11 protein-coding genes are annotated in these 17,248 nt (G+C 73.6%); 4 read left to right on the top strand and 7 right to left on the bottom strand.

From position 1 onward, the window contains the following. Positions 1–35 precede the first annotated feature (35 nt). The 3 genes from ilvN to ilvD form a co-directional block, all read right to left on the bottom strand. Positions 36–548, bottom strand: coding sequence for an acetolactate synthase small subunit (ilvN, locus tag CLV37_RS21080; protein WP_106214130.1), 513 nt, complete (start codon positions 546–548; stop codon positions 36–38). 61 nt (positions 549–609) lie between these two features. Further along, complete coding sequence (locus tag CLV37_RS21075; protein ID WP_106214128.1) at positions 610–2,445, bottom strand: acetolactate synthase large subunit; 1,836 nt, start codon at positions 2,443–2,445, stop codon at positions 610–612. A 261-nt stretch (positions 2,446–2,706) separates the two neighbouring features. After that, positions 2,707–4,410 carry a dihydroxy-acid dehydratase gene (ilvD, locus tag CLV37_RS21070; protein ID WP_211298833.1) on the bottom strand — a complete coding sequence of 568 codons (1,704 nt, stop codon included), beginning with the start codon at positions 4,408–4,410 and terminating at the stop codon, positions 2,707–2,709. A gap of 135 nt (positions 4,411–4,545) precedes the next feature. Here ilvD and CLV37_RS21065 point away from each other — a divergent pair, with 135 nt between their 5' ends. Next, complete coding sequence (locus CLV37_RS21065) at positions 4,546–6,546, top strand: aldo/keto reductase (protein WP_106214124.1); 2,001 nt, start codon at positions 4,546–4,548, stop codon at positions 6,544–6,546. Beyond that, a complete protein-coding gene (locus CLV37_RS21060) occupies positions 6,543–7,457 on the top strand; it encodes a LacI family DNA-binding transcriptional regulator (RefSeq protein WP_211298832.1) in 915 nt (304 codons plus the stop codon). The genes CLV37_RS21065 and CLV37_RS21060 overlap by 4 nt, the downstream gene beginning before the upstream one ends. 2 nt (positions 7,458–7,459) lie before the next feature. Here CLV37_RS21060 and CLV37_RS21055 read toward each other — a convergent pair whose 3' ends face one another. Both CLV37_RS21055 and CLV37_RS27795 read right to left on the bottom strand, forming a co-directional pair. Then, on the bottom strand, positions 7,460–7,762 hold the full coding sequence (locus tag CLV37_RS21055; RefSeq protein WP_106214122.1) for a Uma2 family endonuclease: 303 nt from the start codon (positions 7,760–7,762) through the stop codon (positions 7,460–7,462). A 126-nt stretch (positions 7,763–7,888) separates the two neighbouring features. Beyond that, positions 7,889–8,065, bottom strand: coding sequence for a hypothetical protein (locus CLV37_RS27795; RefSeq protein ID WP_170127407.1), 177 nt, complete (start codon positions 8,063–8,065; stop codon positions 7,889–7,891). Between the two features lie 142 nt (positions 8,066–8,207). On the opposite strand from CLV37_RS27795, the gene CLV37_RS21050 reads away from it, so the two are divergent. Together CLV37_RS21050 and CLV37_RS21045 are read left to right on the top strand one after the other, a co-directional pair. Then, positions 8,208–9,146, top strand: a complete 939-nt coding sequence (locus CLV37_RS21050; RefSeq protein WP_106214120.1) for an ATP-binding cassette domain-containing protein — start codon at positions 8,208–8,210, stop codon at positions 9,144–9,146. Next, on the top strand, positions 9,143–9,961 hold the full coding sequence (locus CLV37_RS21045) for an ABC transporter permease (protein ID WP_245885524.1): 819 nt from the start codon (positions 9,143–9,145) through the stop codon (positions 9,959–9,961). Before CLV37_RS21050 ends, CLV37_RS21045 begins: the two co-directional genes overlap by 4 nt. Positions 9,962–10,054: 93 nt before the next feature. Here CLV37_RS21045 and CLV37_RS21040 read toward each other — a convergent pair whose 3' ends face one another. Continuing rightward, on the bottom strand, positions 10,055–13,210 hold the full coding sequence (locus CLV37_RS21040) for an ATP-binding protein (RefSeq protein ID WP_106214118.1): 3,156 nt from the start codon (positions 13,208–13,210) through the stop codon (positions 10,055–10,057). A gap of 66 nt (positions 13,211–13,276) precedes the next feature. Then, a complete protein-coding gene (locus tag CLV37_RS21035) occupies positions 13,277–17,152 on the bottom strand; it encodes a bifunctional nitrate reductase/sulfite reductase flavoprotein subunit alpha (protein WP_211298831.1) in 3,876 nt (1,291 codons plus the stop codon). Positions 17,153–17,248 lie beyond the last annotated feature (96 nt).

Below are 17,248 nucleotides of genomic sequence, written 5' to 3'. Positions count from 1 at the left end.
CTCCTCGGGTTTCTTCTCGGGGTTTCGTGCGGGGATCAGGCGGAGCGGAGCGCGCGGTCGGAGATCGCGCGCCCACCACGGGCGAGCGCCACCGAACCGGACTGCACCAGTTCGCGGATGCCGAACGGCTCCAGGACGCGCAGCAGCGCGGCGAGCTTGTCCGGGCTGCCGGTCGCCTCCACCGTCACCGCGTCGGGAGCCACGTCGACGACGTGCGCGCGGAACAGCTGCACGGTGTCGAGCACCTCCCCGCGCGCCGAGGCGTCGGCCCGGACCTTGACGAGCAGCAGCTCGCGCTGGACCGAGGCGTCGTCCTCGAGCTCGACGATCTTCAGGACGTTGATCAGCTTGTTGAGCTGCTTCGTCACCTGCTCCAGGGGCTGGCGCTCCACGTCGACGACGATGGTCATCCGGGAGATCTCGGCCCGCTCGGTCGGTCCGACCGTGAGGGAGTGGATGTTGAAGTTCCTGCGCGCGAACAGCGAGGTGACGCGCATCAGGACGCCGGGTCGGTTCTCGACCAGGACAGACAAGGTGTGCTGACTCATCGGGTACTCCCCTCACCAGCGGCGGGAACCACCACGACGGTCGGAACTGGGTGCTGGGACATCAGGAGATCACCTTCTCCGGGCCGGAGACGGTGTCGCCGGAGTCTTCGCGGTCCCACTTGGGCGAGAGCCCGCGGGCGTACTGGATGGCGTCGTTGCTCACGCCGGCCTCGACCATCGGCCAGACCATGGCGTCGCGGTGGACGCGGAAGTCGATGACGACGGGGACGTCGTCGATCGCCAGGGCCTTCTCGATCGTCGCGTCGACGTCCTCGGGCTTGTCGCAGCGCAGTCCGACGCAGCCGTAGGCGTCGGCGAGCTTGACGAAGTCGGGGACCGGCGCGGCGTGCTCGCCGTGGTGGTCACCGGAGTGCAGGTCGGTGTTGGAGTAGCGCTCGGAGTAGAAGAGCGTCTGCCACTGCCGGACCATGCCCAGGGAGGAGTTGTTGATGATCGCGACCTTCAACGGGATCTTGTTGAGGGTGCACGTCGCCAGCTCCTGGTTGGTCATCTGGAAGCAGCCGTCACCGTCGATCGCCCACACCACGGTGTCGGGCTTGCCGACCTTGGCGCCCATGGCGGCCGGGACGGAGAAGCCCATGGTGCCCAGGCCGCCGGAGTTGATCCAGGTGCGCGGGTTCTCGTAGTCGATGAACTGCGCGGACCACATCTGGTGCTGGCCGACGCCCGCGACGTAGACCGCTTCCGGGCCGGTCAGGGCGCTGATCCGCTCCAGCACGTACTGCGGCGCGAGGGTCCCGTCCTCGGACTCGGCGTACCCCAGCGGGTAGGTCGCCTTCCAGGACTGGGTGAGGTCCGTCCACGCCGACAGGTCGGCGCGGCCCTTCTCGAACTCGGCGGCCACGGCGGCGGTGAGCTCGGCGATGACGAGCTTGGCGTCCCCGACGATCGGGACGTCGACGACCCGGTTCTTGCCGATCTCGGCCGGGTCGATGTCGGCGTGGATGACCTTGGCCTCGGGGGCGAAGCTCTCCAGGTCGCCCGTGACGCGGTCGTCGAAGCGCGCGCCGAGGGTGATGAGCAGGTCGGCCTTCTGCAGGGCCGTCACGGCCGCGACCGTCCCGTGCATGCCGGGCATGCCGAGGTGGTTGCGGTGGGAGTCGGGCAGCGCGCCGCGGGCCATGAGGGTCGTCACGGCGGGGATGCCCGTGAGGTCGGCCAGCGCCAGCAGCTCGGCCGACGCGTCGGCCTTGATGACGCCGCCGCCGACGTACAGGACGGGGCGCTCGGCGGCGGCGATCAGCTTCGCTGCCTCGCGGATCTGCTTGCTGTGCGGGCGCACGACCGGCCGGTAGCCGGGCAGGTCGACGGTCTCGGGCCACGCGAAGGAGGTCTTCGCCGTCTGCACCGACTTGGGGATGTCGACCAGGACCGGACCCGGGCGCCCGGTCGAGGCCAGGTGGAAGGCCTCGGCGATGGTGCGCGGGATCTCGGCCGGGTCGGTCACCAGGTAGTTGTGCTTGGTGATCGGGATGGTGATCCCGGTGATGTCGGCTTCCTGGAACGCGTCGGTGCCGATGGCCTTCGTGCTGACCTGGCCCGTGATCGCGACCAGGGGGACGGAGTCCATGTACGCGTCGGCGATCGGGGTGACGAGGTTCGTCGCGCCCGGGCCGGAGGTCGCCATGCAGACGCCGACCTTGCCGGTCGCCTGGGCGTAGCCCTCGGCCGCATGCCCGGCGCCCTGCTCGTGCCGCACGAGGATGTGCCGGACCGTCGGGGAGTCCATCAGCGGGTCGTAGCTGGGCAGGATCGTCCCGCCCGGGTACCCGAAGACGACCTCGACCCCTACCGCCTCGAGCGAACGGACGAGGCTCTGCGCGCCGGTGAGCTCGGCGACGGGGAGCCTGGGGTCCAGGGGCAGTTGCTCTGGCATCTGGTGTCCTCCTCGGGCGGTGCCGTTCACGGTGGTCGTGCTTCCCGGACGCCCGGCCTTCTCGGTCAGCCGGACGCAAAAAGACCCCTCAGCCAGGGATGGCGTGTGAGGGGTCGCGCACTCGGCCGAACTGACTCAGCCGGCGCGCTGTCCGATGGCTACGAGGAACCGCATGGGGAGACGGTAACCCCCTCGCGTCGCGGTGTCAGCCACCGGGCCCCCGCGTCTCACATGTTGAGACGCGGGGTCCACGCTGTGGACTCAGAAGCAGACGGCGCCCACGGAGGCCGACTGCACCTGCTTGGCGTACTTGGCGAGCACACCCCGCTTGAACACCGGCGGCAGCGGCTCCCAGCCCTCGCGGCGGGCCGCCAGCTCCTCCTCGCTCACGAGCACCTCGAGGGTCTTGCCCGCGACGTCGAGGCGGATGGTGTCGCCGTCGCGCACGAAGGCGATCGGACCGCCGTCGACGGCCTCGGGGGCCATGTGCCCGACGCACAGCCCGGTCGTGCCGCCGGAGAAGCGGCCGTCGGTCATGAGCAGCACGTCCTTGCCCAGCCCGGCGCCCTTGATCGCCCCGGTGATCGCGAGCATCTCGCGCATCCCCGGACCGCCCTTGGGGCCCTCGTAGCGGATGACGACGACGTCGCCGGCCGAGATGGTGCCGTCCTCCAGCGCGTCGAGCGCGGCCCGCTCGCGCTCGAAGACCCGCGCGGTGCCCTCGAAGACCTCCGAGTCGAAGCCGGCGCTCTTCACGACGGCCCCGCCCGGGGCGAGGTTGCCCTTGAGGATGGTGATCCCGCCGGTCTTGTGGATGGGGTTGTCCAGCGCACGCAGCACGACGCCGTCGACGTCCGGCGGGGCGATGTCGGCGAGGTTCTCGGCCATCGTCCTGCCGGTGACGGTCAGCACGTCGCCGTGCAGCAGGCCGGCGTCCAGCAGCGCGCGCATGACGACGGGGATCCCGCCGATGCGGTCGACGTCGACCATGACGTGCCGGCCGAACGGCTTGAGGTCGCCCAGGTGCGGGACCTTGCCGGCGACGCGGTCGAAGTCGTCCAGGGTCAGCTCGACCTCGGCCTCGTAGGCGATGGCGAGCAGGTGCAGCACGGCGTTGGTGGAACCGCCCAGGGCCATGACGACGGCGATGGCGTTCTCGAACGCCTCCTTGGTGAGGATCTGCCGGGCGGTGATCCCGTGGCGCAGCAGGTTCACCACGGCCTCGCCGGACTTGCGGGCGAACCCGTCGCGGCGGCGGTCGGTGGCCGGCGGGGCGGCGCTGCCGGGCAGCGACATGCCCAGCGCCTCGGCGGCGGCGGCCATGGTGTTGGCGGTGTACATCCCGCCGCAGGCACCCTCGCCGGGGCAGATGGCGCGTTCGATGACGTCGACGTCCTCGCGCGACATCAGCCCGCGCGCGCAGGCCCCGACGGCCTCGAAGGCGTCGATGAGGGTGACCTCGTGCTCGCTGCCGTCGGACAGCTTGGCCCGCCCGGGCAGGATCGTGCCGGCGTAGAGGAAGACGCTGGCCAGGTCGAGGCGGGCGGCGGCCATCAGCATGCCCGGCAGCGACTTGTCGCAGCCGGCGAGCAGCACCGAGCCGTCGAGGCGCTCGGCGCTCATCACGGTCTCGACGGAGTCGGCGATGACCTCGCGGGAGACGAGGGAGAAGTGCATCCCCTCGTGCCCCATGGAGATCCCGTCGGAGACGGAGATGGTGCCGAACTCCAGCGGGTACCCGTGGGCGGCGTGCACGCCGTCCTTGACGGCCTTGGCCAGGCGGTCCAGCGGCAGGTTGCAGGGGGTGATCTCGTTCCAGCTCGAGGCGACGCCGATCTGGGGCTTCTCCCAGTCGTCGTCCCCCATGCCGACGGCGCGGAGCATCCCGCGCGAAGCGGTCGCCTCCAGACCGTCGGTGACCTGGCGGCTGCGCGGTTTGACGTCCACTCCATCAGCTGGGCTCACGGGGCCGAGTCTAGATCCCGTCCCCGGGTGCGGCCGGAGGGTCCGGGCCCGTTGACCGCGGCGGGCGCTCCGGCTAGCGTTCCCCGCGTCGTGAACGTTCACGACGACCATCCGCAGGCTCGAAGGAGCGCCCCCGTGACGTCCACCTCCCCCACCCGCTGGGCCGTGCTCGGACCCGGTGGCATCGCCCACCGGTTCGCCTCCCAGCTCCCCGCCGCCGGCGCGCAGCTCGTCGCCGTCGGCAGCTCGCCCACGCCCGCGGGCACCGAACGCGCCCGCGCCTTCGCCGCCGAGTTCGCCCCCCTGTTCGACTCCGAGGCCTTCGTCGGCGACTACGACGCCGTCCTGGCCCGTCCCGACGTCGACGCCGTCTACGTCAGCACCGTCCACGTGACCCACGCGAAGCTCGCCCTCGCGGCGATCCGCGCGGGCAAGCACGTGCTCGTCGAGAAGCCGTTCGCCCCCAACCAGGGCGCCGTCATGGCGATGGTCGACGCGGCGCGGCAGTCCGGCGTCCACGTGCTCGAGGCGTACATGTACGCCCACCACCCGCAGTTCCAGAAGACCCTCGACCTCGTCCGCAGCGGCGCGATCGGCACCGTGCAGCACGTCGACGCGAGCTTCGCCTTCGCGACCGGAAAGAAGGAGGGACGCCTCCACGACGCGAACCTCGCCGGCGGGGGGATCCTCGACGTCGGGGGCTACCCCGTCTCGGCCGCCTACCTCGTCGCGGGTGCAGCGCTCGGCCACCCCGCCGCGGTGAAGGAGTTCTCCGCCCAGGGCACCGTCGGCGAGACCGGCGTCGACGAGTGGGCCGTCGCCTCGATCACCTTCGCCGGCGGCGTCACCGCCTCGGTCCGCACCGGTGTCGGGCTGTCCGAACCCCAGTCGGTCACCGTGTACGGCTCGGCCGGGACGATCCACCTGCCCGACCCGTGGACCATCAAGGGCGAGACCGCCGTGGTCGTCACCAGGCCCGGCGCCGAACCGGAGACGATCCCCTTCGACCCCGACCTGCCGGAGAACAAGGCCTACGCCCTGGAGGCGAAGGCCCTCGTCTCCGACGCGACCCCGGCGTTCACGCTCGACGACACCCTCGCGGTCAACGCCGTGCTGAACCGCTGGCGCGACGCGCTCGGCCTGCGCTACCCGTTCGAGACCGACACCGTCGACATCCCCACCGTCTCCGGCCTGCCGCTGCGGCGCACCGAACCCACCGCCATGAAGTACGGCCGCATCCCCGGCCTGGACCGCGAGGTGTCGCGGCTGGTGATGGGCTGCGACAACCAGCCCGACCTGGCCCACGCCTCGGCGATCTTCGACGCGTTCGTCGAGGCCGGCGGCAACACCTTCGACACGGCCTGGCTGTACGGCATGGGCAAGTACGAGAAGCTGCTGGGCCGCTGGATCGCCAACCGCGGGATCCGCAAGGACGTCAACGTCATCGTCAAGGGCTGCCACACCCCGCACTGCGACCCCGAGTCGCTGACGCGCCAGCTGTTCGAGTCCTTCGAGCGGCAGGGCAACGACCACGCGGACATCTACATGATGCACCGCGACAACGAGGACATCCCCGTCGGCGAGTTCGTCGACGTCCTCGACGAGCACGCCTCCGCCGGCCGCATCACGGTCTACGGCGGGTCGAACTGGTCGACGGCGCGCGTCGACGAGGCGAACGAGTACGCCGCGAAGCACGGCAAGCGCCCGTTCACGGTGCTGTCCAACCACTTCGGCCTCGCCGAGGCGTACGACGTGCCGTGGGCCGGGTGCCGCCACGTGACCGACCCCGAGTCCAAGGAGTGGCTGACCGAGCGGAACATCGCCCTGCTGCCGTGGAGCTCGCAGGCCCGCGGGTTCTTCGCCCGGGCCGACGCGGACGACACCAGCGACGCCGAGCTCGTGCGCTGCTACTACTCCGACGCGAACTTCGAGCGCAAGGCCCGCGCCGAGAAGCTGGGCCGCGAACTCGGCGTCCCGGCCACCGCGATCGCGCTGGCGTTCGTGCTGGCCCAGCCGTTCGAGGTGTTCGCCCTCTTCGGGCCGCGCACCATCGCCGAGGCCCGGTCCTCGATGGCCGGCCTGGGCGTCGAGCTCGACGCCCACCAGGTCGCCTGGCTGGACCTGCGCGAGGGGTGACGCGCCCGGCCACCATCGTCGACGTCGCCCGGGTGGCGGGGGTCTCGCGCCAGACCGTCACCCGGGCGATGCACGACATGGCCGGCATCAGTCCCGCGACGCGGGACCGGGTGCTGGCCGCCGCCCGCGAGCTGAACTACCACCCCTCGCGCTTCGGCCGGGGGCTGGTCAAACCCGCGGCCCGCACCCTCGGGCTGCTCGTGGGCGACCTGACGAACCCCTACTACGCCGAACTCGCCTCGACGGTCCTGCGGCTGGCCGGTGAGCGCGGCTGGAACGTCGTGATGGCCGAGCCCGGTTCGGTGGCCGACCTGACCGGGGGTGCCGACGCCGTCATCGGTTTCACGGGCCTGGCCCTGGACCCGCCGGCGACGGGCGCCCCGAACCTGCCGGTCGTGGAGATCGACCCGCCGCGCGTGCAGCCGGGGCACGGGCGGGTCGAGTTCGAGCGGGCCACCGCCACCCGCGACGCCGTGCGGCACCTGCTGTCGCGCGGCGTGCGCCGCCCCGTCGTCCTCGACCGTGCCGGCACCTCGGCGCGCGGGCGTGCCTTCGCCGAGGCGTTCCGCGCCGAGGGGGTGGAACCGGTGCCGGCCGACCGCGAACTCGGCTGGCCCGACCTCGCCGGTGCGGCACCCGACGCGCTCGTGGCGTTCAACGACCTCGACGGTTTCCGGCTGCTGCGCGACCTGGCGAGCGCCGGGGTCGCCGTCCCCGGCGAGGTCAAGGTCGTCGGGGTCGACGGCCTGGCCGTCGGGGAGTTCGTGACCCCGCGCCTGTCGACGCTGGCGATCGACCTCACCGAGGTCGCCGGCGCCGCCCTCGACCTCGTCGTGGAACTGTCGCAGGGCCGGTCCGAGGCCGCGGTCCGGGTCGTCGCCCACCGGTTCGTGGCCCGCGACTCGACCTGAGCTCAGCCCTCGAGGAGCCCCTCGACGTCGACGGTGATCCCCCAGCGGTCGAGGTGCGCGGAGCCGGTGATCACCTGGTCCAGGACGTAGGCGCCCCCGACGAGGGTGAACACGTGCACCACCCTTCCCCACGGGGAGTCCGGCGCTGGGCGCCGGCTCCAGATCCAGTGCTCGGGACACCCGGCTGCCGCGTCGTCGTGCAGGTTGCGGACCCGGTCCTCCGCCTCGTTCGAGGGCGGGAGCACCTCGACCAGGAGCGCCACGGGTCCGTCCCAGTACTGGCGGGACCGGTCGACCCGCGGCAGGTGGTCCCGGTCGGCCGGTCACCCTCCGCGGGCGGAAGACGCCGTCGACGTGCTCCCCGAACCCGCCCTGGGCGACGTGGTCGCCGCCGGGGTCCCATGACATAGGGACCCCGGTCACGGCAGTGCTCAGGAGCGCAGCTGCCCCAGTGCCCGCAGCGAGGCGCGGACCTCGGCGGCCTCCCAGCCCAGCCGTCCCTCGGACCACGTCGGGGCCGGCAGCGCGCCGCGCCCGACGAGGGAGTGCAGCGTCGCGACGTCGACGTCGTAGCGGTGGCTGACCTGGAGCAGGGTGAGCTTGTCCATGGGTCCGATTCTCGAGACGGTGGCGCGAGGGCGAAGAGGCCAAACGTCCCGAGGGTACCGGCTCCAGCTCCGTGCCAGGTAGCGCCAGCTCGTGCCAGCGTCGTGCCAGTGCCGTGCCAGCGCCCCCCGCGACCGTCCTGCCATGACCTACGCGATCGAGGCCGACGGCCTGCGCAAACGATTCGGTGACACCCAGGCGCTCGACGGTGTCTCCCTCCAGGTGGGCGAGGGCAGGGTCCTCGGGGTGCTCGGGCCGAACGGCGCGGGCAAGACGACGGCCGTGCGGATCCTCGCGACGCTGCTGCGGCCCGACGAGGGCAGTGCCCGCATCGGCGGGTTCGACGTCGTCCGCGACGCCGCCGCGGTCCGCCGCACGATCGGGCTCACCGGCCAGTACGCCTCGGTGGACGAGGACCTCACGGGGGTGCAGAACCTCGTCCTCATCGGCACCCTGCTCGACCTGTCCCGCCGCGACGCCCGCCGGCGCGCGGCCGAACTGCTCGAGTGGTTCGACCTCACCGACGCCGCCTCGCGCCCGGCGGGCACCTACTCCGGGGGGATGCGCCGGCGTCTGGACCTCGCGGCCTCCCTCGTCGGGCGCCCGGCCGTGGTGTTCCTCGACGAACCCACCACCGGCCTGGACCCGGCCAAGCGCGACGCGATGTGGGACGTCGTGCGCACGCTCGTCGACGAGGGTTCGACGATCCTGCTGACCACGCAGTACCTCGAGGAGGCCGACCAGCTGGCCGACGAGATCACCGTCATCGACCACGGCCGCGTCATCGCCCACGACACCCCCGTCGGGCTCAAGCGCCAGGCCGGGAACCGGACCCTGACGGTCGTGCCCGTCGACGCCGCCGACGGCCCCGTCGTCCAGGCCCTGCTCGCCGGCGTCTCCCACGAGGAACCCGCTCCGCTGGCCGGCGGGGGGTTCTCCGTCCCGGTCCTGGACGAACGCGCGATGGGCTCCACGGTGTCGGCGCTGGCCGACCGCGGCATCGCGGTGAGCGAACTCTCGCTGCACCTGCCCACCCTCGACGAAGTCTTCTCCACCCTCACCCAGAAGGAGGTGGCCGCGTGAGCACCACCCTGGAGCGCCCCACGCCCACGACCGTCCTGCCGACCTCGCCCAGTCCCTTCCGGGGCCTGCGACACGCTGCGGCCCTGGCGGTCCGCAACCTGATCAAGACCGCCCGGACCCCCGAGGCGCTCATCGACGTGACGATCCAGCCGATCATCTTCCTGCTGCTGTTCACGTACATCTTCGGTGGCGCCCTCGGCGGCGGGGACCGCACGAGCTACCTGCAGTACCTGCTGCCGGGCCTGCTGGCCCAGTCCATCGCGCTCGCCGGGGTCGCCCTCGGGCAGAACCTGAACTCCGACATCCAGAAGGGCGTCTTCGACCGGTTCCGGTCGCTGCCCATCGCACGGTCGGCCCCACTGGTGGGGGCGGTCCTGGCCGACGTCGTGCGGTACCTCATCCTGTTCGCGATCACCATGGGCGCGGCGTACGTCATGGGTTTCCGGGTCCAGACGGGACTGGTTCCGACGCTGGCGGCCCTCGGGGTCTCGATGGCCTTCGCCCTGTCGTTCTGCTGGATCTCCGTGTTCGTCGGCCTGCTGGTCCGCACGCCCGGTGCCGTGCAGGGGCTCATGTTCCTGCTCGTCATGCCGCTGAGCTTCGGCAGCAACGTGTTCGTGAACACCGCCACCATGCCCGGCTGGCTGCAGAGCTTCGTCCACGTCAACCCGATCACCCACCTCGTCGGCGTGGTCCGCGGGTTGATGCTCGGCGGCCCCGTGGCCGGCGACCTGGCCTGGACGGGGGGCTGGATCGCGGTGTTCCTCGCGGTGTTCGTCCCGCTGGCCCTGCGCGCCTACAACCGCCGGGCCTGACGTCCCTCGCCCGCCGTCCAGCGCGCCCGCCCCGGGGAACCCCGGGGCGGGCGCGGCGCGTTCGCGGCGCCGCGTGCCCGGTGCCGCCCGGGCTCAAGGGGTTCCGCGCTCGTCGTCCCGGAGTCCCACGGCGGCACGCAGCGCGGCCAGCGCCGCGGACCGCGGCAGGTCGCGCGCCGCGGCGTGGGCGGCCTCGACGACCTCCGCGGCCAGGTGCCGTTCGAGGTCGGCGCGGGTGCGGGCGACGTCCGGTTCGCTCCGGTCGTCGGCGCCGCGCAGGTTGGCGGCGACACCCAGCAGGCGGGCGGACCGGGCCGGTTCACCCGCCAGCAGCGACCAGCGCGCCGCCGCCACCGCGGCGAGGGAGACGATGGGCATGTCGAAGGTCCCCAGAGCGAACTCCACCGATTCCCGCACCGTCGCCGCGGCCTCCTCCAGCCGCCCGGTGGCGAGCTGGACGTGTGCCCAGGCCGTCAGCAACCCCGCGCGCTCGTGCCCCCAGATCGCGCTCGTGGGGCGCCGGGAGAGGTCGGCCAACTGCTCGCGCACGACGGCGTGCGCCTCGTCGAGCCGCCCGGTGGCGCGCAGCAACCCCACCTGCGTCAGGACGAGCCAGGTGCGGGTGGTCGCCGAGGTGGTCCCCGCCACGACCCCCATCCGGTCCAGCTCGGCGGTCGCCTCCTCCAGCAGCCCGCGGCGCTGCAGGACGTCGACCAGGCGCATCCGCAGCTGGACCTCGTCGTCGACGTTGCCGAAGGCCGACACCAGGTCCGCCGCGAGCCGGTAGGTCCGTTCCGCCCCGTCCAGGTCCCCGGTGTAGAGCAGGTGCTGCGCCCGGAACCGCAGGGCCCCGGCCCGCCCCCAGCTCTCCCCCAGGGCGCCGAACCCCTCCGCGGCCAGGGCGGCGTACCGGGCCATGCCCTCGGCGTCGCCCAGGTTCTCGGCCCCCGCCGCGCACATGAGGTGCACGAGGGCGTCGATCCACGGGTCGTGCGGGGCGACGGCCAGGAACCGCTGGACCTGCGGGTCGTCGGCCAGGTGGACCACGTCCCCCCTGGCCTCGTCGGTGAGGCGTTCGAGGAACATGGACAGCAGCACCGTCATGGCGTTGCGCTCGGCCGCCGGCACCGCCAGCAGGCCCGCACGCAGTTCCTCCATGCGCCCGCGCGTCGCCTCCCACTGGGCCCGGCCGTCCATGACCGAGTTCACGAGCTCGATCCCCTCGGCCACCAGGTCCGCCGGTCCGCCCGAGGGACCGCCCGAGCGGGCCGTCGCGAGCCACTCCTGCGCCGGGGCGTGCCGGCCCAGCGCCGTCCACCACGTCGCCACGGGGATCGCCAGCCGCAGCGCGTCCGCGGGCCGCGCGGAGGCGACCAGGTGCCGCAGGGCGGCCAGCAGGTCCTCGGACTCGGCGTCCAGCCGCTGCGACCAGGACGCCTGCGCGGACCCGCGCAGACCGGCCGAGGCGCGCTCGACGACCCCCAGCGCCCAGTCGCTGCGCGCCTCCAGGGCCTTCTCCAGCTCGCCGGAGGCGGCGAGCCGTTCGGCGCCGTACTCCCTGATCGTCTCCAGCACCCCGTACCGGGCCGGGGTCCCCGGACGCAGCTGCACCAGCGACTTCTCGACCAGGGACCCCAGGAGGTCGGCCACGGTGACCTCGTCCCCCAGGTCGGGGGCGAGCGCCGCCGCGGCCTCGACCTGGACGGGGGCGTGGAAGACCGACAGCCGCTGCAGCAGCGTGCGCTCGTCGGGTTCGAGCAGGTCCCAGCTCCAGTCGACGACGGCGCGCAGCGTGCGGTGGCGGGCCACCGCCGTCCGCCGGCCCCCCGTCAGGACGCGGAACCGGTCGGACAGCCGCTCCAGCAGGTCGTCCGGGCTCATCGTGCGCAACCGCGCCGCGGCCAGCTCCAGGGCCAGCGGCAGGCCGTCGAGCCGGGCGACGATCCGCTCGACGACGTCGCGCTGCGCTCCCTCGGCGCTGAACCCCGGCGACACCGCGCGGGCCCGGTCGGCGAACAGCTCCACGGCCGCCTCGCCGCGCAAGGGGCCCAGCGGGTGCAGGACCTCGCCCTCGATCCCCAGGCCCTCGCGGGAGGTGGCGAGCACCGTCAGGCCCGGGCAGGCGTGCAGCAGGTCCTCGGCCAGGTGCGCGACGGCGTCGACGACGTGTTCGCAGTTGTCGAGGACGAGCAGGGTCGGCGGGCCGCCGAGGGCCGACAGCACGCGCGAGCGCTGGTCGAGGTCGGCGCGCAGCGGGCGCTTCTCGCGGCCGGTGTCCCGGGCCCCGACGACGGCGGCGAGCGCCCCCAGGACGTCGGCGCCCTCGGCGACCGGGGCGAGCGGGACGACGTTGACGACGCCCCCGAGCAGCGCGGCGACCTCGGTGGACAACCGGGTCTTGCCGGCGCCCCCGGGCCCGACGAGGGTCACGCACCGGGCCGAGCGCAGCAGTTCCCGGACGCGGGCGACGTCGCCGTCGCGCCCCACGAACGAGGTCAGCGCCGCCGGCGCGACGCCGGCGCGCCCGGAGCCGGGACCGGGTCCGCCCGCCAGCGCCTCCAGGTGGGCCGCGCGCAGCGGCGCGGACGGGTCGGCCCCGAGCTCGTCGGCCAGGACCTTCCGGGTGTGCTCGTAGGCGGCCAGCGCCTCCCCCGCCCGCCCCGCGGCGGTCAGGACGCGGACCCGCAGCTCGGCGAACCCCTCGCGCAGCGGGTGGGCCCGGGCGAGCTCGTCGAGCTCGGCGGCCAGCCCGTCGAGCTCGCCCAGGGACAACCGCGCCCGGGCCCGGTCGGCGAGGGCCTCCAGGCGGGCCTCCTCCAGGCGCACGGCGTCCGGGGTGCCGGCGATCTCGGCCAGCGGACCGCGCCAGCGGCCGAGCGCGGCCGTCAGGGTCTGCTCGGCCTGCGCGGACCGCCCCTCGCGCAGCAGCGCCCGCCCGCGCGCGAACCCCGCCTCCACCTGCGGGACGTCGACGTCGACCCCGCGCAGCGCGTACCCGGCCGGGCCGGCCGCGACGGTCGCCCCGTCCCCCAGCGTCCGGCGCAGCCGGGACACGAGGGACTGCAGCGCACCGGGTCCGCTCGGCGCCTCCTCGGTCCACAGCAGGTCCTCGAGCAGCCCCGTCGAGACGGGGTGCCCGGCGCGCAGCGCGAGCTCGGCCAGCAGGCGGCGCAGCCGCGTCCCGGGCACCGCGACCTCGGTCCCGTCGTCCGCCAGGACCCGCAGCGGGCCGAGGAGCTCGATCTGCACGGGCCCAGCTTCGCACCCCGCCCGCGCCGGTCAGCAGACGTCTCAGCTGACGTCTCAGTAGACGTCTCAGTAGACGTCGCGGACGTACCGCTTGCCCCTGGCCATCTCCTGCACGAACGCGGCCGCGTCGTCGGCGTCCATCCCGCCGTGCCGGGCGACCACGTCGCGCAGGGCCGCGTCGACGTCCTTGGCCATGCGGGCGGCGTCGCCGCAGACGTAGACGTGGGCACCGTCGGCGATCCAGCGCCACAGCTCCTCCCCGTGCCGGCGCACCCGGTCCTGGACGTACACCTTCTCGGGCTGGTCCCGGGAGAAGGCCAGGGAGAGGCGGGTGAGGAACCCGTCCTCGCGCCAGGCCTCGAACTCCTCGCGGTAGTACCAGTCGGTCGCCGAGTTCCGCTCGCCGAAGAACAGCCAGTTCCGTCCTGTGGCGCCGTGCGCCCGCCGGTGCTGCAGGAACGCGCGGAACGGCGCGATCCCGGTGCCGGGCCCGATCATCACCATCGGCACCGACGCCTCGGCCGGGGGGCGGAACGCCGGCGAGGGCTGGACGAAGACGCGCACGTCCCGCCCCTCGGCGCGGTCGGCGAGGAACGTCGAGCAGACCCCGCCGCGCACCGGGTCGCCGAAGCGCACCGTGGAGACGGTGAGCTGGACCTCGTCGGGGTGCGCCTCGGGCGCCGAGGAGATGGAGTACTGGCGCGGTCGCAGGGGCTTGAACAGGGTGCGCCACTCGGCCGGCTCGGCCCGGACGGGGAACTGCCGCAGGACGTCGGCGGTCTGCAGGCCCCGGCACCGGTCGGCGTCCAGGCCCTCCTGCCGGGAGTGGCGGCCGACGAACCGCAGGAGGTCCGCCGAGGGGCGGGTGACGTCGAGGTCGCGCAGCTCCTCGACGTCCAGGCCCGTGCGCCGGGCCACCTCCTGCACCACGGCCGGGTCGTTGACGGGCCACACCCCCAGGGAGTCGCCGGCCTGGTGCTCCAGTCCCGCGACCCGGGCGAACCCGATCTGGCGGACCTCCTTGGACGAGCCCGTCGCGTTGAGCCGCACGTTGCGCACGAGGCGGGAGGAGCAGGGGTCCGTGCGGGTCGCCCGCACCGACCGCTGGGCCGGGATGACGGGGCTCACGGGGACCTCGGAGAGCGGGGGGGCCGCGTCCGGCGACCCGAGCAGGGCCGCGACCCGGGCGCTCCACTCCTGCGCGCGCTCGTCCTCGCCGGGTTCGCAGTCGACCCGGTCCAGCAGGCGGCGGGCGCCGAGCTCGGCGAACCGCTCGTCGAGGCGGCGGCCGTGCCCGCAGAAGTCGGCGTAGGTGGAGTCCCCGAGGGCGAGGACGGCGAACCGGTTGCCCTCCAGGCGGGGCGCGTCGGGCGCGGACAGGCTGTCCCAGAACGACTCACCGTTGTCGGGTGGTCCCCCGTCGCCGAAGGTGCTGGAGACCAGCAGCGTCGTGGGGGCCAGTTGCGCCGGGGTCGTCTCGTCCATCCCGCGGACCCCGACCCGCACCCCCGCACCGGCCAGCACCTCCGCCGCCGAGCGGGCGTGCTCCTCGGCCGACCCCGTCTGCGAGGCGTACAGCACGAGCACGTCGGGCACCTCCCCCGGTGCCGCCCCGGCCGTCGGGGCGGGAGTGGGGGCGCTCGACGCGAACGTCCCGGCGAGGAACCCGTCGACCCACGCCCGGTCGGCCTCGGTGAACGGGGCCGAGGCCGGCAGCACCGGGACGGACGCCGGGGACTGCCCCAGCGCGTGCAGGAACCCGTCGAGGTAGCGCGTCTGCCGCTCGTCGAACACCGGGGGGCCCGGCCGGGTCACCTCCGACGGGACGCGGGTCAGCTGCACGGCGCACACCTTGAACTCGGGCTGGAAGCTGTCGGGGTCGACGGCGTCGTTGGTCACGGCGTTCACCGCGAGGAGTTCGCCGTGGGTGTCGTTCCAGTGGAAGGGGGCGAAGCAGCAGCCGGGCAGCACCCGGTCGGTCACCACCGCCGGCAGCACCACCCTGCCCCGGCGGGACCGCACCTCGACCCGGTCGCCCTCGGCGAGCCCGAGCCGGGCCGCGTCGTCGGGGTGCACCTCGACGAACGGACCGGGGTTGAGCTTGTTGAGCTGGGCGACCTTCCCCGTCTTGGTGAGCGTGTGCCACTGGTGCTGCACGCGGCCGGTGTTCAGCACGAAGGGGTGCTCGTCGTCGGGCAGCTCGGCCGCCGGCACGAAGGGCCGCGGCCAGAACACCGCCCTGCCGCTGGGCGTGGGGAACCGCAGCGACCCGTCGTCGGTGAGGTACCGCACGGGGTTCCTGGCCGGTCCCCCCGGGGCGGCGGGCCACTGGACGGGCCCCTCGCGCAGCCGCTCGTGGTCGACCCCGCGCAGGTCGTACCCGGTGCCCGGGTTGGAGAAGCGGCGGATCTCCTCGAACACCTCGGCGGCGTCGGCGTAGCGGAACTGCTCGCCGAACCCCGCGGCGCGGGCCACCCCGGCGATGAGCTCCCAGTCCGGCCTCGCGTCGCCGACGGGGTCGACGGCCTGCGGCAGCAGCGTCATGGTCCGCTCGGAGTTCACCGCGACCTGGTCGGACTCCGCCCACAGCGTCGCGGGCAGCAGGACGTCGGCGTACGGCGTGGTCTCGTTCTTCTCGAACACGTCCTGGACGACGACGAAGTCGCAGCGCTGCAACGCCTCCACCACGGTGGCGCGGTTCGCCACGGAGGCGACGGGGTTCGTGCAGATGATCCAGCAGGCCTTGACCTGCCCGTCCGCCATCCGGCGGAACAGGTCGATCGTCCCGGTGCCGACGTCGGTGCGCAACGTCCCGGGTTCCAGGCCCCACACGCTCTCGGTGAAGTCGCGGTCGGCCTCGACGAGGACCGAGCGCTGCCCGGGCAGGCCCGGTCCCATGTAGCCCATCTCCCGCCCGCCCATGGCGTTGGGCTGCCCGGTCAGGGAGAACGGCCCGCTGCCGGGCCGGCCGATGGCGCCCGTGGCGAGGTGGAGGTTGACGAGGGCGTTCGTGTTCCAGGTGCCGTGCACGCTCTGGTTGAGCCCCATCGTCCAGCAGCTCATCCAGTTCCGCGTGCCGGCGATCAGCTCCGCGGCACTCCGCAGGTCGGCCTCGGGGATCCCGGTGAGCTCGGCGACCCGGGCCGGGGGGTGGTCGGCGACCACGCCGGCCATCGCCTCCCACCCGGTGGTGTGCGCGGCGACGAACCCCTCGTCCACCGCGCCGAGCTCGACGAGCAGGTGCAGCAGACCGTTGAGCAGGGCGAGGTCGGTGCCCGGGCGCACGGGCAGGTGCAGGTCGGCGGCCTCGGCGGTCGCGGTGCGCCGGGGGTCGACGACGATCAGCTTCGCCCCGGCCGCCCGGACCCGGTCCATCATCCGCAGGAAGAGGATCGGGTGGCAGTCGGCCGTGTTGGAGCCGACGACGAGGAACACGTCGGCGTGGTCGAAGTCGTCGTAGGAGCCCGGCGGCCCGTCGGCCCCCAGGGACTGCTTGTAGCCGGTGCCGGCGCTGGCCATGCACAACCGGGAGTTCGACTCGATCTGGTTGGTCCGCCAGAAGCCCTTGGTGAGCTTGTTGGCCAGGTACTGAGCCTCGATGGACATCTGCCCGGAGACGTAGACCGCGACGGAGTCCGGCCCGTGCTCGGCGACGGTGTCCCGGAACCGGTCGGCGACCCGCTGCACCGCCTCGTCGAGCGGGACGGCCCGCAGCTCCCGCCCGTCGCGGACCTGCGCCGTCGTCAGCCGGCCCGGGGCGGTCGCGAGAGCGGCGCTGGTGGCACCCTTGGTGCATAACCTGCCCCGGTTGGCGGGGTGCTCACGGTCCCCGGTGACCTTCACGATCGACCGGCGTCCGGTCCCGGGGTCGGTCGCGACGTCGAGCACCACCCCGCACCCGACCCCGCAGTAGGAGCAGGCGCTGCGCACGGACGTGGTCATGCCCCGCAGTGAACGCGGGCGTCGTTGCGCGGCCGTTTCCCTCGTGTTGCGGCCGTGGTGCGCTCTCCTCACAGCCCCCCGGGCGCACCGTGAGGA

Source organism: Kineococcus rhizosphaerae (assembly GCF_003002055.1).
In the GTDB taxonomy this organism is placed as follows: domain Bacteria; phylum Actinomycetota; class Actinomycetes; order Actinomycetales; family Kineococcaceae; genus Kineococcus; species Kineococcus rhizosphaerae.
The sequence above is the reverse complement of the archived record's forward strand: the minus strand, read 5'-3'. Positions and strand labels throughout refer to the sequence as shown.

What these genes read in the sequence shown, in the direction of transcription:
- CLV37_RS21035 (WP_211298831.1), bottom strand. Translation starts at nt 17,152, where the DNA reads ATGACCACGTCCGTGCGCAGCGCCTGCTCCTACTGCGGGGTCGGGTGC.
- CLV37_RS27795 (WP_170127407.1), bottom strand. Translation starts at nt 8,065, where the DNA reads ATGGACAAGCTCACCCTGCTCCAGGTCAGCCACCGCTACGACGTCGAC.
- CLV37_RS21075 (WP_106214128.1), bottom strand. Translation starts at nt 2,445, where the DNA reads ATGCCAGAGCAACTGCCCCTGGACCCCAGGCTCCCCGTCGCCGAGCTC.
- ilvN (WP_106214130.1), bottom strand. Translation starts at nt 548, where the DNA reads ATGAGTCAGCACACCTTGTCTGTCCTGGTCGAGAACCGACCCGGCGTC.
- CLV37_RS21050 (WP_106214120.1), top strand. Translation starts at nt 8,208, where the DNA reads ATGACCTACGCGATCGAGGCCGACGGCCTGCGCAAACGATTCGGTGAC.